22 protein-coding genes, 1 tRNA gene and 1 pseudogene are annotated in these 17,203 nt (G+C 48.7%); 9 read left to right on the forward strand and 15 right to left on the reverse strand.

Annotated elements, in window-relative coordinates; genetic code table 11:
* Positions 1-97 precede the first annotated feature (97 nt).
* On the forward strand, positions 98-1,468 hold the full coding sequence (locus ACZ5ZV_RS15215; protein ID WP_464118046.1) for a hypothetical protein: 1,371 nt from the start codon (positions 98-100) through the stop codon (positions 1,466-1,468).
* A 175-nt stretch (positions 1,469-1,643) separates the two neighbouring features.
* On the opposite strand, the gene ACZ5ZV_RS15220 is transcribed toward ACZ5ZV_RS15215, so the two are convergent.
* The 3 genes from ACZ5ZV_RS15220 to ACZ5ZV_RS15230 all read right to left on the reverse strand — a co-directional run bounded on the left by ACZ5ZV_RS15220 (position 1,644) and on the right by ACZ5ZV_RS15230 (position 4,932).
* A complete protein-coding gene (locus tag ACZ5ZV_RS15220) occupies positions 1,644-3,986 on the reverse strand; it encodes a helix-hairpin-helix domain-containing protein (protein ID WP_464118047.1) in 2,343 nt (780 codons plus the stop codon).
* Between the two features lie 47 nt (positions 3,987-4,033).
* Positions 4,034-4,252: a translation initiation factor IF-1 gene (infA, locus tag ACZ5ZV_RS15225; RefSeq protein WP_011163494.1), complete on the reverse strand. Its 219-nt coding sequence runs from the start codon at positions 4,250-4,252 to the stop codon at positions 4,034-4,036.
* Positions 4,253-4,335: 83 nt separating this feature from the next.
* Positions 4,336-4,932 (reverse strand): hypothetical protein, encoded by a 597-nt coding sequence (locus ACZ5ZV_RS15230; protein ID WP_464118048.1) that lies wholly within the window; start codon positions 4,930-4,932, stop codon positions 4,336-4,338.
* Positions 4,933-5,058: 126 nt separating this feature from the next.
* Here ACZ5ZV_RS15230 and lpxD point away from each other — a divergent pair, with 126 nt between their 5' ends.
* Both lpxD and ACZ5ZV_RS15240 read left to right on the forward strand, forming a co-directional pair.
* A complete protein-coding gene (lpxD, locus tag ACZ5ZV_RS15235; RefSeq protein WP_464118049.1) occupies positions 5,059-6,105 on the forward strand; it encodes a UDP-3-O-(3-hydroxymyristoyl)glucosamine N-acyltransferase in 1,047 nt (348 codons plus the stop codon).
* Positions 6,106-6,120: 15 nt separating this feature from the next.
* The gene (locus ACZ5ZV_RS15240) at positions 6,121-6,486 is read left to right on the forward strand and encodes a hypothetical protein (RefSeq protein ID WP_464118050.1); all 366 of its coding nucleotides are present in this window, start codon (positions 6,121-6,123) and stop codon (positions 6,484-6,486) included.
* Positions 6,487-6,539: 53 nt separating this feature from the next.
* On the opposite strand, the gene ACZ5ZV_RS15245 is transcribed toward ACZ5ZV_RS15240, so the two are convergent.
* The 9 genes from ACZ5ZV_RS15245 to rpmB form a co-directional block, all read right to left on the reverse strand.
* A complete protein-coding gene (locus tag ACZ5ZV_RS15245) occupies positions 6,540-6,902 on the reverse strand; it encodes a polyketide synthase (RefSeq protein ID WP_464118051.1) in 363 nt (120 codons plus the stop codon).
* Positions 6,903-6,931: 29 nt separating this feature from the next.
* Complete coding sequence (locus tag ACZ5ZV_RS15250; RefSeq protein WP_464118052.1) at positions 6,932-7,327, reverse strand: branched-chain amino acid aminotransferase; 396 nt, start codon at positions 7,325-7,327, stop codon at positions 6,932-6,934.
* Between the two features lie 59 nt (positions 7,328-7,386).
* The gene (locus ACZ5ZV_RS15255; protein WP_464118053.1) at positions 7,387-8,511 is read right to left on the reverse strand and encodes a THUMP domain-containing class I SAM-dependent RNA methyltransferase; all 1,125 of its coding nucleotides are present in this window, start codon (positions 8,509-8,511) and stop codon (positions 7,387-7,389) included.
* An 86-nt stretch (positions 8,512-8,597) separates the two neighbouring features.
* The gene (locus ACZ5ZV_RS15260; RefSeq protein WP_464118054.1) at positions 8,598-10,334 is read right to left on the reverse strand and encodes an electron transfer flavoprotein-ubiquinone oxidoreductase; all 1,737 of its coding nucleotides are present in this window, start codon (positions 10,332-10,334) and stop codon (positions 8,598-8,600) included.
* Positions 10,335-10,374: 40 nt separating this feature from the next.
* Positions 10,375-10,620, reverse strand: coding sequence for a hypothetical protein (locus ACZ5ZV_RS15265; RefSeq protein ID WP_464118055.1), 246 nt, complete (start codon positions 10,618-10,620; stop codon positions 10,375-10,377).
* 148 nt (positions 10,621-10,768) lie between these two features.
* On the reverse strand, positions 10,769-11,599 hold the full coding sequence (locus ACZ5ZV_RS15270; protein WP_464118056.1) for a carbon-nitrogen hydrolase family protein: 831 nt from the start codon (positions 11,597-11,599) through the stop codon (positions 10,769-10,771).
* Positions 11,600-11,611: 12 nt separating this feature from the next.
* A complete protein-coding gene (locus ACZ5ZV_RS15275; RefSeq protein ID WP_464118057.1) occupies positions 11,612-11,851 on the reverse strand; it encodes a hypothetical protein in 240 nt (79 codons plus the stop codon).
* Positions 11,852-12,135: 284 nt separating this feature from the next.
* Positions 12,136-12,396: a KOW motif-containing protein gene (locus ACZ5ZV_RS15280; protein ID WP_464118058.1), complete on the reverse strand. Its 261-nt coding sequence runs from the start codon at positions 12,394-12,396 to the stop codon at positions 12,136-12,138.
* Between the two features lie 14 nt (positions 12,397-12,410).
* Positions 12,411-12,692 carry a 50S ribosomal protein L28 gene (rpmB, locus tag ACZ5ZV_RS15285; RefSeq protein WP_262554330.1) on the reverse strand — a complete coding sequence of 94 codons (282 nt, stop codon included), beginning with the start codon at positions 12,690-12,692 and terminating at the stop codon, positions 12,411-12,413.
* Between the two features lie 191 nt (positions 12,693-12,883).
* On the opposite strand from rpmB, the gene rpsR reads away from it, so the two are divergent.
* Positions 12,884-13,153 (forward strand): 30S ribosomal protein S18, encoded by a 270-nt coding sequence (rpsR, locus tag ACZ5ZV_RS15290; protein WP_464118059.1) that lies wholly within the window; start codon positions 12,884-12,886, stop codon positions 13,151-13,153.
* A gap of 95 nt (positions 13,154-13,248) precedes the next feature.
* Here rpsR and ACZ5ZV_RS15295 read toward each other — a convergent pair whose 3' ends face one another.
* Positions 13,249-13,641: a hypothetical protein gene (locus ACZ5ZV_RS15295; protein ID WP_464118060.1), complete on the reverse strand. Its 393-nt coding sequence runs from the start codon at positions 13,639-13,641 to the stop codon at positions 13,249-13,251.
* 141 nt (positions 13,642-13,782) lie between these two features.
* Between ACZ5ZV_RS15295 and ACZ5ZV_RS15300 the strand changes: the two genes are divergently transcribed.
* Positions 13,783-13,986, forward strand: a complete 204-nt coding sequence (locus tag ACZ5ZV_RS15300) for a hypothetical protein (protein ID WP_464118061.1) — start codon at positions 13,783-13,785, stop codon at positions 13,984-13,986.
* Positions 13,987-13,990: 4 nt separating this feature from the next.
* Here ACZ5ZV_RS15300 and ACZ5ZV_RS15305 read toward each other — a convergent pair whose 3' ends face one another.
* On the reverse strand, positions 13,991-14,653 hold the full coding sequence (locus tag ACZ5ZV_RS15305) for a hypothetical protein (protein WP_464118062.1): 663 nt from the start codon (positions 14,651-14,653) through the stop codon (positions 13,991-13,993).
* 83 nt (positions 14,654-14,736) lie between these two features.
* Here ACZ5ZV_RS15305 and ACZ5ZV_RS15310 point away from each other — a divergent pair.
* The 4 genes from ACZ5ZV_RS15310 to ACZ5ZV_RS15325 all read left to right on the forward strand — a co-directional run bounded on the left by ACZ5ZV_RS15310 (position 14,737) and on the right by ACZ5ZV_RS15325 (position 16,959).
* Positions 14,737-14,813 (forward strand) — tRNA-Pro (locus ACZ5ZV_RS15310).
* Positions 14,814-15,101: 288 nt separating this feature from the next.
* Positions 15,102-15,275, forward strand: a complete 174-nt coding sequence (locus ACZ5ZV_RS15315) for a hypothetical protein (RefSeq protein ID WP_464118063.1) — start codon at positions 15,102-15,104, stop codon at positions 15,273-15,275.
* Positions 15,276-15,542: 267 nt separating this feature from the next.
* Positions 15,543-15,992 carry a hypothetical protein gene (locus ACZ5ZV_RS15320; protein ID WP_464118064.1) on the forward strand — a complete coding sequence of 150 codons (450 nt, stop codon included), beginning with the start codon at positions 15,543-15,545 and terminating at the stop codon, positions 15,990-15,992.
* A gap of 433 nt (positions 15,993-16,425) precedes the next feature.
* On the forward strand, positions 16,426-16,959 hold the full coding sequence (locus ACZ5ZV_RS15325; RefSeq protein ID WP_464118065.1) for a hypothetical protein: 534 nt from the start codon (positions 16,426-16,428) through the stop codon (positions 16,957-16,959).
* 4 nt (positions 16,960-16,963) lie between these two features.
* Here ACZ5ZV_RS15325 and ACZ5ZV_RS15330 read toward each other — a convergent pair.
* Positions 16,964-17,191 (reverse strand): annotated as a pseudogene (locus tag ACZ5ZV_RS15330) (DMT family transporter); the annotation flags it as partial.
* Between the last annotated feature and the right edge of the window lie 12 nt (positions 17,192-17,203).

Below are 17,203 nucleotides of genomic sequence, written 5' to 3' on the forward strand. Positions count from 1 at the left end.
CAACTCAAATTAAACCCCTTCCAATGTCGAGCCCTTTGACAAGGTGATGACTATTGCCGGCAGGGCTCGAGAATTTGAGGAATTGTAAGGAATTTGTATGAACGTGATAACACTGATTCTGTCCGCCGTGATGCTGTCAGCTTCCGCCACTGCCAGCACTCAACCATCTTTAAGCGAATCTCAAGAAGCACTTCTTGTAGAGATCAAAGCAAAAACCATCGACCTGGTGGAAAAACAAAAAAGCGAGGCCGAGAAGCTGCGCCGATGTTTCGCATTCCCTAACTTGTGCGACGAAAAGATTAAAGCCAAGCTTCCTCTGATTCGCTCCGCCATTAAACAGAAGTCCGAGGAATATCGCCTGCTGGTGGGGCTTGCGAATGGCCAAAGCATCGCAGGACAGGGCATTTACTCCACCAACACCTCGGCCAGACTGGGCATGACTTTGCCCTATGTACACTACGAAAAAAGATTCGATCAGGACCAGACCGAGCTGAAGTTACTGCGTAGCCTTTATAAGGAAGACTATCAGGCTATCGCCGACAAGGCCGCCTTAAAATATCAGGACGTTCCAAAAAGCCCTCGCTTTGATCCGACAGGATACGCCATTGAAAACGAGCTGAAACAAGCGGCGGAGTTTTATCGCATGCAGGCTCTGCTGATCATCCACCAGGTGCCGTTTGTGATTTATCTTCCCAATGACAAACCGACGGATCAGCAAGTCGCAACAGCCCTGGGGAAATATATCGAACGGGTGCAAAAAACCCTGGGCGAGCTTTACGACACAGAGAAAAATCCTCTGATAAGCTTCCTGGTCTATGAACCCATTGTTGCCAGTGTTGTGGCCGGAAATCCGGTCAAACAACGTATGGTTCAACTGATGCTGGTAGATCAGAAACACTCCGTGGGTCTGAAAGCCTGGATCGAAAGAAATTCTCCAAGCATCAAATTGGCGGCGTTTTCAACTTGCTCTTTGGTCGCTGCGGTCTTGCAGGCATGGCCGGTGTCCTTGGCCTGTGGTGGAACCGTCACTGCGATCACAGGAAAACAGCTTTACGATGACTATCATAAAATGAAAGACAATTTTGCCTTGTGGCTGACAGGGGCGCAAAGCCATGCGGCAGTGAAAAACGCCGAAGCACGCGTGTTGTACTCTACCCTGGCCTTGTTCTTTGCCGGACAATCCGTGGGTAACACCATTGTGGCCATTGAAACCAGTCTGGTGACGACTCTCAGCACGCTGCCGTCTGTGGCCGCCGCTCGCTTCACCAGCTTGACGGCTTTACGTGAAGGAGGCATCCGCTTTGCCTCAAGAACCATTGAGATGAAAGGAAAAGACCTGGGTGCCAGTTTGTTTGCCGCGTCCTATTCGAATGTGACTGACAAGGATCTGCACACATCTCGAGAAGACCGCATCTTTACTTACAAGGATCTTCTCCTGTTGCAACAAACTGCCCAGCAGCAGCCGTAGTCTTTTCTGAATCGATTTGAAAACAAAAAAAGCGCCCTTTCGGGGCGCTTTTTTCTTGGCAAAAACTACTTACGGATTTTTGCTTTGTACATACGTTTCTTGGTCAAGATACGTTTTTTTCTGTGACGGATACCTTTTCTGGATTTTCCTTTAGCTGCCATTTTAGTTCTCCTTATTATTTTTTATTAGTCGGAACGTTCATCAAAGCTGCAAACGGATTGTTGAACGGATTTGCAGGCTTCATCGGCGCCTGAGCAGGTTTTCCTGCCGGAGGACGCTGACCCTGACCCATTGGGCGGGAAGCCCCACGGTTTTCAGGACGACGTTCCCCACGTGGCGCAGTCGCCTCTGGTGCATCATCCATTTTCATGGTCAATGAAATCTGGTTCTTAACAACATCCACCTTCAAAACCTTCACTGTCACATGGTCACCCGGATTCACCACCTTACGAGGATCATCCACGAATTTGTGCGACAATGCAGAGATATGCACCAGACCATCCTGGTGAACACCGATATCCACAAACGCACCGAAGTTGGTCACGTTCGTAACGATACCCGGGCAGATCATACCCTCTTTCAGGTCTTTTACTTCCATGATGTCATCACGGAACTGGAACACTTTGAACGGATCACGAGGGTCACGGCCTGGCTTTTCCAATTCTTTGACGATGTCATCGAACGTGAATTCACCAACCAATTGTGCCCACTTGGTTCTTTGCGCCATCAACTTCTTCGCGCCTTCGCCGATGATTTCAGACAAAGAAACACCAAGGTCCTTCGCCATATCTGTCACGGCCTGATAGCGCTCAGGGTGAATACCTGTGGAATCCAAAACCTGTTTGCTTTGTGGGATTCTCAAGAACCCTGCAGCTTGTTCGAAAACTTTTGCAGAGAACTTAGGAACTTTCAAAAGCTCAGAACGGTCGTTGAACAAGGCCTTCTTACGAGCCTCAACAATACCTTTCGCCAAAGCAGGACCAATACCCGCCACGTGCGACAGCAACGCCGCCGAAGCTGTGTTCACGTCAACACCCACGTTATTCACGCAGGACTCAACCACTGCTTCCAGGGATTTTTTCAACTGGGACTGATTCACATCGTGCTGGTACTGACCCACACCGATGGATTTCGGATCGACTTTAACAAGTTCAGCCAATGGGTCCTGCAAACGGCGCGCGATAGAGATCGCCCCTTTGACAGTCACATCCAGATCCGGGAACTCTTCACGAGCCACTTCAGACGCTGAGTACACAGAAGCTCCGGACTCAGACACCATCACTACCGGGATGTTTTTGCCCAGGTCTTTCAAAACTTTGCGCAGGAAGGCTTCAGTTTCACGACCGGCAGTTCCGTTACCGACAGCAATCGCTTCGATCTGGATCTGTTTCATCACGTCGCCGAACAAAACTTTCGCTTTACGTTCAGCATCGTCACCCAAAGTGTATAGAACGGTGTGAGAAATGAACGCACCAGATTTATCGATCAGGGCCACTTTACAGCCTGTTCTCAAACCAGGGTCCACGCCCAGAACACACTTCGGTCCGTACGGGGAAGCCAACAAAAGCTTACGCACGTTTTCAGCAAAGACCGTGATTGCATCCTGGTCCGCTTTTTCTTTCAACTGACGGTGAACTTCGTTCACAACAGAAGGAAGAACGTAAACATTCAAAGCCAGACGAGCACACTGTTTCAGGTAATCGCCGATCGCATTATCCGGAGTGGATGTCGCGAAGTTTTCGTAAGATTTCAAGATCGCTTCATCGTCGCCTTTAACGTCAACGGTCAGCTCTTCTTCCTGCCAGCCACGTCTCATCGCCAGATAGCGGTGATTGTTTTTCGCATCCATCAGGTTTTTCACCGGCTCTTCAAATTCCTTGTACATTTCGTACTTGGAGTTTGCTTTGTAGCCCTTGGCTGCCTTGGCAATCACACGACCACTGTCGTTATAGTTTTTCGCCACCATCGCACGAAGGTCCGCATCATTGGCGATTTTCTCGACGATGATATCCTGCGCGCCTTTAAGCGCCTCTTCGTAGGTGTTGATTTTTGCAGTTGGATTGAGGAAGTTTTTCGCCTTCATCTCCATCGTCTGATCGTCTTTGATCAAACCATGGCCCATTTCCCAGATCCAGTTTGCCAAAGGTTCCAAGCCCGCTTCGCGCGCGATGGTCGCTTTGGTTTTCTTTTTCTTTTTGAATGGTTTGTAGATTTCTTCCAACTCACCCAGATCCCAGGAAAGCTCAATACGCTTCTGGATTTCCGCCGTCAGGTTGTTTTGTTCGCCGATTTCTTTAATCAGGAACGCCTTACGCTTGACGATTTCGTTGTAAGTTTCGTGACCTTCGATCACAGCACGGATCTGAACCTCGTCCAGATTGCCTGTTTTCTCTTTACGGTAACGTGCGATGAACGGAACGGTCGCTCCTTCTGCCGCTAGTTCGATCACAGCCTGTGCTGACTTAACGGGAACGGTTGGAGCAATGCGAGCCAAATAACTCTGAAGAGCCTGATCCATAGAACCTCTAGATTTAATTGGAAATGTTAGAAGATATTAAATCGGTATTATTTATGACGGAATTGGATCAAGCCATGAGATGGGTCGTAAGGAGAAACCCCTACGCTCACACGGTCGCCCACAACCACACGGATATTAAAGCGTCTCATTTTTCCGCAAAGCTTTGCGTTAATGATAACTTTATTATCAAGTTCAATTTTGTATAGACCACCCGCCAGGGCGTCGATCACTTTTCCGTCAATTTGTACCAAATCGTCTTTTGCCATGCAGATAAATTTCTAGGTCAGTTTCCGGGGCCTTGCAATACTTTTCTGCCCGTCGCACCCCGAAACATGAGTTTTGGACTTACTTAAGACAGTTTTCTATTGCTGATCAGCATGCGTTTTCCATCCTCAAAAAGGACTTCCAAACGGTCATATTCATTGGAAAGGATAAAGCCCCAACCAAAGATTTTATGCTGAATCGGAGTCTTTGCCTCAAATTGACCCGAAATGCTGTAGGAAGGGGCTTTCATGGCCTTGTACTTCTCGTGAAGCTCATGCCATTTCACCTGGTCTTCAGACAGGCCGGTCTTATCAATTTTGACTTTCTTTTCTTTTTTAGGAGCTTCGACAACCTCTTCAACCGGAGCTTCTTCAACCAACTTCAACTTTCTCTCAGGCTTTTCAGCCTTCGGAGCCTTGGCAGCAGGAGTCTTTTCAACCGGTTTTGCAGCTTTCGGAGCAGGCTTGGCTGGAGCAGCGGGCTTGGCCTCTTTTTTTGCCGGAGCCTTCGTTGCTTTCACTTCCTTCACAGGTTTAGCAGGTTTCGCAGCAGGCTTGGCAGGTTTAGCCGCCTTTGCAGGGGCCTTTGCAGGGGCCTTTGCCGGAGCTTTCTTCGCTACAGGCTTCGCTGTCTTCTTTGCTTTTGCCGCAGGTGCTTCCTTTTTCGCAGCCTTTTTCGCCATCTCGTTTCCTCTCCAAAATTAAAGGTGAGAAAGAATCAAAAAGTGTCTATATAAGCAGCTTTATACTATCACCCAGTGTCTTGACATCAAAAAAATAATAGTAAAGTGTTAGCGCGAGGCATCACTATGATTACAGCACAAGTTATTACTGAGCTAAATTCTTCTGACATCAACTTCGTTTCTGGCTCCCTCGATGCCGTGGCATCCAAGGTTCTTCCGCCAGAAAGCTGCGACTCTGAAAGCCTGGTTTTTGTTTCAAAACCAGAGCAATTGGCAGCCGCTCTTGCGGCTCGAGCACCGGTCGTCGTGGCTCACAAGTCCCTGGCGCTTCCGCCCGACAGCACATCGACGCTGTTTTCTGCGAACTCTGTCCAACTTGCCATGGCAGCCATCCTGCCACTGTTCGATGGAAAGATGAATCGCTTCAATCAGACGGAAAAGATCCACCCGACAGCGATCGTTCATCCGACTGCCCACCTAGGGAAGAATGTCTGCCTAGGACCTTATGTGGTCATTGGCGAACAGGCCAAGATTGGTGACGGCACAACCATTGGAGCTCACACTGTTGTTGAATCCTTCGCCGAAGTGGGCGACCACAGCCTGCTGCATCCCCACGTGTTTGTCGGCTCACACTGCACCCTGGGCGCTCGCTGCGAGATCCACCCCCACACCACCATCGGATCCGACGGTTTTTCGTTTGTAATGACCAAAGAAGGGCATCAGAAGAAGATCCCACAAATCGGTCGCGTGGTGATCGGAAACGATGTCGAATTGGGAGCCAACTGTGCGATTGATCGTGCAGCTTTGACGGAAACCCGTATCGGCAACGGCACCAAGATGGATAACTTCTGTCATATCGCCCACAACGTGACCATCGGCGATAACTGCGTAATTGCCGCCAAGTTCAGCGTGGCTGGCTCTAGCAAAATTGGAAACAACTGCATGTTCGGTGGTGAAGTGGCTGTTTCAGACCATGTGACCATCACGGATCGCGTGATCATCGCTGGGCGCGGAGCTGTGACCTTCAATATCACAGAACCCGGCCAATACGGCGGCTATCCATTGGAACCCCTGCGTGATGCTCTTAAAACATTGACCAACAAAACCCACATCACACGCATCCGCAAAGACCTTGCCCGTGTGATCAAACATCTTGGCCTTAAAGAAGATTAACAAGGAGATTCCTCAATGACGTATCAATTCTATAAAATCATGCACTTCCTGGGTCTTATGACCTTGTTCTTTGGCCTTGGGGGTCTTCTGGTGGCGAACTATGCTCGCGTGCAGCTGAACAAACAAGCTCGCATCATGTGCTTTGCAACCCACGGTTTGGGTTTGATGCTTTTGCTGGTGGGTGGCTTTGGTATGATGGCCAAACTTGGCATCATGGGCGGCATGCCAGGCTGGCTGTACGGCAAACTTCTGATCTGGGTCCTTTTGGGCGTGGCTGTTTCTTTGATCAAAAGAAAAGGCTACATCGGCTGGCCGATTGCGATTTTGCTTTTGGTTCTGGGAACCACGGCAGCGATCTTCGCAATCAACAAGCCTTTCTAAAGATATCACAACCGACAAAAAACAAAAAACCGAGGTCATAGCCTCGGTTTTTTTTATTTGCAGACCACTTTTGCTTCCACGAAGTATTCCCAGCCGGAATCATCTTCTTCATAAACCAGGCTGGCCGTGCCGTCGTCAGATACCTCCAAAGAAACGAAATACTCTGTACGACTGCCGTAGGCCGAAGTGATTTTAGTGCGACCACCGATGGTGCGATAGACTCGGGTGTTTTCACCCACCCATTCATTTTCGTGGTCGGCACCGGCAAACTTCACAATCGCATAATCGTTATTATCAACCGAAATCTCCAAACGAACCGGAGCCTGTTCTGCCGTCCTGCCTTCACAGACATATGATTTCGCGGCAAAGCTTTCTGCGGAAAACATCAAAACAACTGCACTCACCCAACGTTTCATTTCTATCCCCATAAAAACCGGTTGAAGTCTTACTGAATTGGCTCTGGAAGGTTGCACTGAACCATGTAACCTTCGTTTGTCGTACGCACCCAGTTCACCTGCTGCGCTGAAAACTCCTGAGACGACTCACGCTCGCCGACCTTCAGGTTTTGCAGAAAAATCATGGAACCAGGAACAGAAGCCTCCGGATCGTTTTCGATCAAAAGCTGATACTGAATCAGAGTACTCTCATCACCGAACTGGATCTGGATGAACTTCCCGTATTCCTGATCAATGACGATATTCATCATGTACGCTTCTTTTTCTTTCAACACCACGCCATCGTTTAACAGACGGCATTCCACCTTCTGAACCACTTCATTAGAGGTCAATCCCGCCCAGGCCACACCCGGCAACAAACTCATCAACAGCAAAAAAATCTTCACAAAAATCCCCCTCAGGATTCGGCGGGCGGCCACTTCAAAGCGCCCCCCGGAGAAAATAACTAGAACATTGAGTACTTTAGGAATCGGCATTCAATATTGCCGTTGAACACAAAGTGCTTACGCGTGGATTTCAGCTTCAAATCAGCAATCAGCTCTTTGTTACCGGAAAGAATCCAGGCATCCCAGCCTTTGAATCTATGCTTCAGTGTGAAACCCAGGTCGCGATACACGTCGCGCAGATTATCTTCATCCCCGATACGCGCACCGTATGGAGGATTCACGATGATCAGACCTTTTTCAACCGGTGGCTCCACCGTCGCAACAGATTCTTTCTTGAACTCGATCACCTCATCAACACCCGCACGCTTGGCGTTGTCTTTGGCGTTCATCAAAACGCGCTTGTCGATATCAAAGCCATAGAACTTAAACGGAAGCTCTTCTTTCTCCGCATCCATAGCCTCCTGAACAACCTTTTCCCAGGTGTCTTCTTCATAGTTCAGCCAGTTCTGGAAACCAAAGCGTTTGCGGTTCACACCCGGCGCGATATTCATCGCCATCATCGCAGCTTCAATCAGGAAGGTTCCGGAGCCGCACATGAAATCCACCAGCGGAGTTTGTTTGTCCCATTCGGACAAACACAAAAGACCCGCCGCCAGATTTTCCTTCAAAGGAGCATCGCCCACTTCCTTGCGGTAACCGCGCTTAAACAAGCTGTCACCCGAAGTGTCGATCGCCACATTGAATTGGTTTTTGATCGCGCGAACATGAATGCGCAAAGACGGGTTTTCGTTATCAACATCAGGACGGACACCGAATTTTTCACGGAACTGATCCACGATAGCGTCTTTGACTTTCATCGCAACAAAGCGCTGATCGCGCATTTTGGAATCAGACACGCTGGCATCAATCGAAATTGTCTGTGTCGGCTTAATGTACTTGGTAAAGTCGTGACGAAGAATTTGATTGTACAACTCTTCTGGCTGATAAGCCGTGAAATCCAAAACGGGCTTCAGGATACGGCTGGCAAGACGGGAGTGAAGATTGGCTTTGTAGCAGCCTTCCCAGTTGCTCTCAAAGAACACTCCACCGATATAACGGTTGGTGACTTTAAGTCCTAGATCTTTCAATTCTTGTTCTAGTGGTTCTACAAGTCCACGGGCTGTGGAGGCAAAAAACTCTGGCATGGGGCAGTCCTTTCTGTTGGTTAAGAAAGCCCAGTCCCTATGCGCTGGGCTTTCCTTACCGCCAGTCAGGACCCCCTGAGGGAATCCTAGACTTCGCGGTACTGTGGTCCACCGCCCCCTTCAGGAACGGTCCACTCGATGTTTTCGAATGGGCACTTAATATCACAAGTCTTGCAATGAATACAGTTCGTATAATTGATTTGTAAGTCCTTCTTACCTGCTTCTTTTGTGGACGGAACCATCTCATATACAGAGGCCGGGCAGAAATGATTACATGGTGATTTGTACTGTGGCTCACATACGGTGCGGCAGATATCCCCGTCCTTCAAAATAAGGTGGTTTGGGGAGTCCTCGTCGTGCATGGTGCCCGTCAAATAAACACTGGAAAGCTTATCAAAGAACAGTTCGCCATCCGGCTTCGGAAGCTTGTTGTCCTCGTGATCCAAACCATAAGGACCCCAGATATCCACAACCTTTTCGGTCGTTTCCGCATCTGTGTGTTCAATAGGCATTGGGTCCTGAAGACCACGGCCACCCGTCAGCTCCTGAAGAGCCAACAAAGGCATGCTTTCCACGATGCCCTTGCTGAGCGCCTGGTGGAAGTTACGAACGCGATAAAGCTCGGATTTCACATAACCGGCTTCAATACGGTCGGAATAACCCTTGGTCACAGATTCAGAGAAATCAGCCCCTTTAGCCAATCCATCCACGATGGTTTCAGCCGCCTGCATACCAGACTTCATCGCCAAATGGATACCTTTTAGCTTCTGAACGTCCACCATGCTGGCAGAGTCGCCGCACACCATAAAGCCATCGCCATAAAGCTTCGGCATAGAGTACCAGCCCCCGGCCGGCAAAGTCTTACCGCCGTAAGCGATCACTTTGCCGCCTTTCAGTATGCTTTTCAGGAACGGATGAGTTTTCAATTTTTGCAGTTCGCGGTGTGGATCCAGCAAAGGATCGTTCGTGTCCAAGTAAGCCACCAAGCCCACGATGATCTTATCACCCGGCAAAGTGTAGATGAACGTCCCACCGATGGATTTGGACAGCGGGAAGCCCATGGTGTGGATCACCTGACCAGCTTCCACCGTGCCCGGAGGCATCTGGATGATTTCTTTCACGCCCTCTTCAAAAACTTCTTTGTTTTTGCCAGCGCGAAGATCCAGTTTCTTTTCAACCTGTTTGAACAAAGATCCACGCGTGCCTTCCGCAAAGATCACAACTTTCGATTTCAGGATCAAACCCGGCTCGAAGTTGGCCTTCGGATTGCCGTTTTTATCGCGCCCCTTGTCGCCCGTGCGAACACCGACGATTTTATTGCCTTCGTACAACGCTTCCACAGCGGCAAAGCCCGGGAAGATATTGATACCTTTTTCCTCACACTTAGCGCCCAACCAGCGGTTGAACTTACTCAAGGATACAATGTAGTTGCCTTCGTTATGGAACGGCGGCGGAGTGATTGGCAGTTTGAAAGAGAAATCGGAGCCCAGATAATAAACGGCGTCTTTCTTAACTTCAGAATCCAGAGGGCAGCCCTCTTCTTTGAAGTTCGGAACCAGCTCTTGCAGGGCTTTTGGATTCAGAACCGCACCCGAGAAGCTGTGCGCACCGATCTCAGAGGCTTTCTCCAGAACTACGATCATTTGTTCAGGGATTTGTTCACCTTGTTTGCGACCCGCAGAAACATCTTCGTTGTGTTTCTGAATTTGATTTTGCAAGTGAAGGGCGCAAGACAATCCAGCGGCACCACCACCGACGATCAGGACATCGACGTCCATCGTTTCGCGTGTAACACCTTCAGGTAGTTGATCGTTTACAGACATATTCTCTCCATTCAATTCAAAACAACTTCTAGCAAAAGGCCTATTCTTCCATCGGCTCGTCTTTGACTTCCGCCTGCGGGGCCAGTTTTCTTGGCGGCGTCGACAGCTGAGACTGCACCTTCAAGTCCTCTTCATCCCGACCGCCAGGGTAAAGGCGTTTTTTAGCCTTCGTGGCGATCTCTGCTTCGCGAGCCTCATCGTACTGGGGCTCTGTGGCATCCTGAGCCAGGGCCGACTGAACACCTACTGAGGATAGCAGAAACAAACATAAGAAAACTCGGATCATATCCAGCTCCATCTTCTGCGCTCGGGGCGCATATTAAAAGCTAACTGAGAAAGTTGTCATTGAAATATTGCAGGAAATCCCGGACTCCGTCCAGTTTTCAAGTGCACTTTAGGACTTAGTTTTTACAAAGCGCGCGGAAGAGCCGCAACTAGCCCACTGGCAGGCGACGGTGAAACTTCATAGGTATTTGGCGGCGCACAGAATCGATGCGGTCTCGGGTCAGCTTGGAAACAGTGACCCCCGGAACCCGCTTTTCGACCTGACCAACCACAGTCCCCCAAGGGTCAATGATCAAGCTGTGCCCATAGGTCTCGCGAGTGCCACCACGAAGACCCAGATGAGTCCCCCCTTGAGCGGCCGCGATCACATAAGATTGATTCTCAATCGCACGGGCGCGCAGCAGGATTTCCCAATGCGCCTCCCCGGTTTTTACCAAAAATGCCGCTGGCAGCAAGATCGCATCGACCTCCTGACGGGCGTACTGGGAAAAGAGCTCCGCAAAGCGCACATCGTAACAGATGGCTTCACCGATCTTAAATCCATCCACCTCAATCACACTGGGAGCCTGCCCGTGACGGAATACATCCGACTCGCGAAGCGGCGCCTGTCCATCAAGCTGAATATCGAACAAGTGCATTTTTTGATACGTGGGACGAATCTCCCCTTCAGGAGTAATTAACATTGAGGAGTTGTAGAGATGCCCCTCCAAATACAAAGGCACCGACCCCAGATGCAGATAGGTATTATATTTTTTTGCAAGATCCGCGAGTTGCACAAAGGCTGGATGACTGACCGTCAGGCCTTCAATTTTTTCACCCTCTTTAAGACGCAGATAAAGACAATTTTCCGGGAAACTCACGAAACGCGGTGATGCGCTCTGAAAGGCCTCTTGCAGAAGATTTTCCATCTGAGTGAGGTTGGTTGCGACATCATCCACAGATGTCATTTGAATAGCAGCAACAACCAGTTCAGCACTCATGAAAATCCTCTCTTACTCTGCATTAAGCAGAACATTGGAAGTGCGGGCCTCTTTGACCTCGCGGCAGCTCCATTTGGCATCTTCAAGATTTTTTCTGACATTCGTGACGAATTCGCTGCACGACTGATGATTTTGGCCTGAGCCAATCACTTCATCCACACCTTGTTTGGTGTAAATCGTTCGACAAATTTGATCTTTGTCGATCTCAACACGCAGGGTGCGCACTGTTTTATTGTGTTTGCATAAAACCAAGGACTCGCCCAGCTCAGCAGCCTGACCTAGGGACGAAAAAAAAAAGCACCGTCATCGTTGCCGAGAACAGTGCTTTTAATTTATTTGCTTTAAAGATTTGGTCCTGTTTCAAGCTGCTCTCCTCTTTTAACAAGTTGGCCGAAATTAACATTTCTAAACTCAACTTAGATTTTACGCAGCTATGTAAGAGACTAAAACGAAGAGATCGCTTTAAGGACCAAATTTAGACTTTGTCTTAGGCAAACTTTGCCCGGTTGATCTCGTCAGAACAACCGGATGAAAGACTATGCAGATTTAGACTTAGTCGCTTTTTTAGAAGTCTTCTTTTCTTTAGAAGCGCCTTCAACCAACTTCACATTGGAGTAGTCGATGAAGCCTTCTTTTTTCAAAAGACCGTCTTTTTTGTCGTAGTGTGTTTGTACTTTCACACCTTGAACTTGGATTTTCATAGCTTTTGCGTCAACAGCAAGAACAGAACCCTTCTTACCTTTGTCAGAGCCTGTGATAACTTGAACTGTCGCGCCTTTTTTGATTTTCAATTTCATGTCGGCCAGCCTTATTAGTTCTTAATTTTCTTCTTAATTCTCATTTTAACTGCCAAAGCTCTTTTAGAAAGCTTGGAGTCATCTTGATTAAGAATGAAGTTGTCGAAACCGCCAACGTGTTCCATGTCACGGATAGCGCTTGCTGCGATTTGCAATCTAACCATTTGGTTCAGAACGCGGCTAAAGATGCGTTTTTTCTGAACATTTGGTAGAGCAGTTGACTTCGTTTTAATGTTGGAGTGGCTCACCAAGTTCTTAACAATGGGGCCTTTTCCCGTTACTTCACATTTGCTCATTCTAAGCTCCTCTGGCTCATCTCTTACAGGCAGGCCTCAGGCCCGCTAACTGGCTACAAGTCTGGATTGGCGCCTATTGGCGCGGCAAAACAAGAAACAACCATATAAAGTAAAAAGACACTTGATGGCAACTGTTTTTTCTCGTATACACAAGAACTCGCTAACCAATAGGAAATCGAAAGAGGATAGTAATGAAAAAGACAACTCGTAGCAAATACCGTCAGGAATTCTCTGGTGACCACGTATTCGATTACAAAGATCCAGCATCTTTGACTCGTTTCATCGGTGACGGTGGTAAAATCACTCCATCCAGAATCTCTAAACTTTCCGTTGCTCAACAGAAAAAAGTTGCTGCAGCTGTAAAGAAGTCCCGTAACTTGGGTCTATTGCCTTCTGGCTCTGACTCTTACGATACATTCCACAGAGCAGAAGCAATTTCTCCAGTTCCTTTCGAGATCTAATCCGATCTGAACTTGTAGATAGGTTTCCTGATTGGGAAGACAAAAAAGCCGGTGATGAACCGGCTTTTTTGCGTTTTGAACCTGATTTTAAGCCCTTAGGACTTTTTTCGGGACAATTTCCACCAGCACCAGGCCGTCACCGCCATCATCGCCATGTAACTTTTACTGGACCATTGATGCAGCGCAGGACCCGGAATCCCAATAAATGAGAGTTGCTCAAAAGGCACCCCCCAGTTCGCCAGCCGAATCCCCAAAATAGGCAACGCAAACAGCGTCCAAAATTGCATAACCACGACAAACCACAGCATTTGACTGAGTTCAGCCCGGCGGTACTCCCAAGTCATCAAAACAACCGGAAGCGCCACGAACAAGATCCCAGCCAGAGTGGCCGCAACCTGACGGTCTTCAACACCCCGGAACAGGGCCATCACAGAGATGATAACAATGAACTGGGCGATCAAATATCCAAGAAAGGCATTTCGTCTCATATCCAAGAAGCTAGACCAGCCTCGAAGACAACTCAAGACCCAGGGCAGCCGAAACCCCTTTAATTTGCAGCAGACCTCCGACTCCGCCCGGCCCCCGCCTTGCACTAGGGGTCTTTCAACAACTTAAACAATGGGGGAACCATGAAACTCTATGCACTCAATCTTTTGCTTCTACAAAACCAACTTAAAAACTTTGGCCTGAATCCTGCCGAATGGAGCCTGCTCAAGATTCAAAACTTCGGCTTCCGCATCCAACATCGCGAGGACCACGATCTGGTACTGTATGGGCAGATAGAATATCGCAACCAAAGCCCTCGCTGGAAGTCTTTGGAAATCTCACTCTAAAGACCTAGTAAACCTCACAGCGCACAGAGAACAGACTGCGATTCCAGATATCCTGCTCGGACAGGACCAGAGTGGCCTTACGAGGCTCTGCCGCCACGTAGTTTGGATCCGAAGATGGCGGAATTTCTTCACCAGGAAGCTTTTCGTAAACTTTTCTGCGGAAGCTGACCCAGGACTCTTCGCCATTGGCGCGCGTGTAGATACTCTTCAAACGGCAAAAAATCGCGATTTCTGCGTCTTGCATCCATCCGAATCTCTCCAACCCCGGCTCTGGGGGCTTTGTCCCCCACGCCAGCCGCGCCATCAACTCCAAACCATCATTCAGGGCCGAGCGAACCTCGGCCAGACCATAAAGCTGAGGCGTGCACTCCGCCGACGCCTTCCCAACACCTTCAGCCACTTGACGCAGAATCGTGAAGTACTCATAACAAGACCCCGCACTGTTCCCGAGCTGACATGCCTCTTTTGCACGCACAATCGTCGGTGGGATTTTGTTTTTCTTGTAAAGGGTTGGGAAGATGTTGCCTTTTTGCAACTCCTTAAAGGTTTCCGCCTGCGTATCGCACACAGAGTGAGGCGGGCTCATGACCATAAACACAACAATAGCGACTGCCAGGACCAGGATGGCAAGGACAGGCTTCGGCAACGAGTTCAAAAAGTTTTCCATGGAAAAAAGGATAGCTTATATTGCGCGTTAGAATCTAGTAGTTTGACAACTGGCCCCACCATTATGTAGTTTCCTTTCTCTGTCGGGGAGTAGCGCAGTCTGGTAGCGCATCTGGTTTGGGACCAGAGGGTCGTAGGTTCGAATCCTATCTCCCCGACCAATTTTTGAATACCGCAGTCGCAGAAAAATTAAAAATCCCAACAATCATAAACACTTGAAATCATTGAAAAGGGCCTTGCGGCCTTCTCTTGAATCTGTCGTGAAATCTCACGAAATGTCCTGAGTTTGCTACTTTTTTGCTACTTGATTGCTACTTGCGCCCAGAGAGAAAAACCCGATTTTCTAGGCGTTTTCCCTCTGAAGTTCAGATTCTTAAGACTGCTGTTCTAGCAGCTCAAGATCAACATTCTACAAATCAAACCAATCATCCGTAACCGAGGAGGTTCCTATGTCTATCCCTAACAAACTCATTCAAGCCGCCGTTGCTGCCGCTCTCTTTGCCGCCGCTACTGGACAGCTCCCGAAGTTCATCCAGCAAGTGCGCGTGGCTCAGTATCAGCTCCTCAAGGACTCGCAAGCGTCCAAGTGGGGCAAACCCATGCTCCTACCAGTAAAGAAGTAGCAGCGGGCAAGAACGAGGATTTGCCGGATTCGTTCGGCATCTCCTGACTCCTTTAGCATTGCTGGCGGTCGCTCCAGCAAATTCCCTGATTCGTCCCCCCGCAGACTTCGCGCCATCCGTTGCACTCCTGTCACTCGTTCTGCCGCATTCGCTTGGTCGGGCCGAGGGACTTTGCCTCCTCTTCCTTTTTCCCCCGTCGGGCTTCCTAGGCGGGGCGAAGAAGCCCTCACAACGGGGGAAAACGACAACTCTAAAGAGGAGATGACCATGAAGAACGAAATCCAACAAAAACTCGAACAAATTGCCCTGAACCGCTCCATCCCATTCTGCTATGGATGCTACAAAGAAGCTCCCACGGCCTGCTGTGAATCTTGTGGCAGCGATGACCTCATGCGCTTGCTGCCTGGAGTGGGCTGCGAGTACGGAACTCACTGGATCATCAAGCACATCCTGGAAACCGAAATTGACGCCGCCGATCTTGAAGAGGCTTTCGAGGAATCAATTCGTCAGTGCTATCCTGAAGAAACCAAAGTTGGTTGGATGACTTTCGACACTGTAACTCTGATGAAAGAAAATGATCCCGTAAGCTGGCGTTGTGCGCTGTGTGACTACGAATCGGAAGAAGAATCCGAAGGCAATATCCTTTCCTTCGACAATGGCTCTACTTACTTCAGCATCCAATCTGTTGAAGACTTCATCGAACAAGAAGGGGCATAGCCCTTTCTTAAAGATCGTTGAGTAGTCCAATAACCCCATCTTTGTAACCGAGAGCGTGGGCCACTCGATCCAGGGTCAGCAATCCGACATTTCCTTCGGCATCAAAGATTCTTCGCACCGTGGCCCTAGAAGTTTCGCTCTCCCATGCCAGCCATTCAACGGGCTTGTCCAAGTCATGTAGTTTCTTGTGAATCTGCTGCCCAATTTTCCTAAGAAGACGAAATTCTGCGTCGGATCGGGGTAAGGTGGAATTTTTCTCGCGTGGTTTCATGGACTTAGGTTATTCATAACCCAAGCCAATGAGCGGCCATATATGAGCCTTTTATATGAGGCTCATATATGGTACTTTATATGCGATTTTATTTATTCCTTTCGCATGGATACAGCTCTTCACCAGACACCATGCTCCATAAACAGGCTAAAGGAGATTCTTTTGAGCAATATTTTGCAGCTTTCAAACTTTCGCCAAACTATGGCTTATCAAGTCCAACAACCAGAACTAGGCTCTTTCGGAACTGTAGAACACCTACATGGAACGCTCTCACGCTCACTACGCCAGCTTCGGAAGGATATGCTGAGGGACGACGACTGCACACCTGAGCATAGATTCCTCCGAAGCGTACGACCCTTCCGCCAGCGATTTTGCTTTCTGGTAAGGAAATTTAGCGGCTTATCACTGGAAGAACTCTGCTCTCGCCTTAACGAACACCCAGACATTCTCAAACTACATCGGTATCCGAGCTATCGACATTTTTATCCAATCACAGAGCAATTCCTGACTGATCTCGAAACCGACATTTCAAAGATATTCGAGTACTGTTCCTCTGGAATGGCCTTTGGTGGGATCGGTACTCCCACCGACGAAGTAGAGCGAGCTATTGCAGACATTTGCGAAGTTAAAAAAGAGCACAAAGAATACATCCAGTGGTGCATGGTATATCGCTTCGGAAAAGACATGGCTTGGTAAGTCGTTAACTGGAAGTGAGCTTCAAACCAATGATCGCTACCAGCAAAAGTCCCAAAAAAAGCAAACGAGGTGGTGAGATACCCTCGTTAAAAAGAAAAATCCCAAGAATCGCGGCACCCATCGCCCCGATTCCTACCCATACGCCATAGGCTGTTCCAATCGGCAGCACCTGGCTTACTTTAGCAAGCAGATACATACTCGCGGCAAGTGTTGTGAGCGTGAAAATACTTGGTTTGTTCCGTTT

Source organism: Bdellovibrio sp. HAGR004, from assembly GCF_055397015.1.

What these genes read in the sequence shown, in the direction of transcription:
- ACZ5ZV_RS15215 (WP_464118046.1), top strand. Translation starts at nt 98, where the DNA reads ATGAACGTGATAACACTGATTCTGTCCGCCGTGATGCTGTCAGCTTCC.
- ACZ5ZV_RS15220 (WP_464118047.1), bottom strand. Translation starts at nt 3,986, where the DNA reads ATGGATCAGGCTCTTCAGAGTTATTTGGCTCGCATTGCTCCAACCGTT.
- infA (WP_011163494.1), bottom strand. Translation starts at nt 4,252, where the DNA reads ATGGCAAAAGACGATTTGGTACAAATTGACGGAAAAGTGATCGACGCC.
- ACZ5ZV_RS15230 (WP_464118048.1), bottom strand. Translation starts at nt 4,932, where the DNA reads ATGGCGAAAAAGGCTGCGAAAAAGGAAGCACCTGCGGCAAAAGCAAAG.
- lpxD (WP_464118049.1), top strand. Translation starts at nt 5,059, where the DNA reads ATGATTACAGCACAAGTTATTACTGAGCTAAATTCTTCTGACATCAAC.
- ACZ5ZV_RS15240 (WP_464118050.1), top strand. Translation starts at nt 6,121, where the DNA reads ATGACGTATCAATTCTATAAAATCATGCACTTCCTGGGTCTTATGACC.
- ACZ5ZV_RS15245 (WP_464118051.1), bottom strand. Translation starts at nt 6,902, where the DNA reads ATGAAACGTTGGGTGAGTGCAGTTGTTTTGATGTTTTCCGCAGAAAGC.
- ACZ5ZV_RS15255 (WP_464118053.1), bottom strand. Translation starts at nt 8,511, where the DNA reads ATGCCAGAGTTTTTTGCCTCCACAGCCCGTGGACTTGTAGAACCACTA.
- ACZ5ZV_RS15260 (WP_464118054.1), bottom strand. Translation starts at nt 10,334, where the DNA reads ATGTCTGTAAACGATCAACTACCTGAAGGTGTTACACGCGAAACGATG.
- ACZ5ZV_RS15265 (WP_464118055.1), bottom strand. Translation starts at nt 10,620, where the DNA reads ATGATCCGAGTTTTCTTATGTTTGTTTCTGCTATCCTCAGTAGGTGTT.
- ACZ5ZV_RS15270 (WP_464118056.1), bottom strand. Translation starts at nt 11,599, where the DNA reads ATGAGTGCTGAACTGGTTGTTGCTGCTATTCAAATGACATCTGTGGAT.
- ACZ5ZV_RS15280 (WP_464118058.1), bottom strand. Translation starts at nt 12,396, where the DNA reads ATGAAATTGAAAATCAAAAAAGGCGCGACAGTTCAAGTTATCACAGGC.
- rpmB (WP_262554330.1), bottom strand. Translation starts at nt 12,692, where the DNA reads ATGAGCAAATGTGAAGTAACGGGAAAAGGCCCCATTGTTAAGAACTTG.
- rpsR (WP_464118059.1), top strand. Translation starts at nt 12,884, where the DNA reads ATGAAAAAGACAACTCGTAGCAAATACCGTCAGGAATTCTCTGGTGAC.
- ACZ5ZV_RS15295 (WP_464118060.1), bottom strand. Translation starts at nt 13,641, where the DNA reads ATGAGACGAAATGCCTTTCTTGGATATTTGATCGCCCAGTTCATTGTT.
- ACZ5ZV_RS15300 (WP_464118061.1), top strand. Translation starts at nt 13,783, where the DNA reads ATGAAACTCTATGCACTCAATCTTTTGCTTCTACAAAACCAACTTAAA.
- ACZ5ZV_RS15305 (WP_464118062.1), bottom strand. Translation starts at nt 14,653, where the DNA reads ATGGAAAACTTTTTGAACTCGTTGCCGAAGCCTGTCCTTGCCATCCTG.
- ACZ5ZV_RS15315 (WP_464118063.1), top strand. Translation starts at nt 15,102, where the DNA reads ATGTCTATCCCTAACAAACTCATTCAAGCCGCCGTTGCTGCCGCTCTC.
- ACZ5ZV_RS15320 (WP_464118064.1), top strand. Translation starts at nt 15,543, where the DNA reads ATGAAGAACGAAATCCAACAAAAACTCGAACAAATTGCCCTGAACCGC.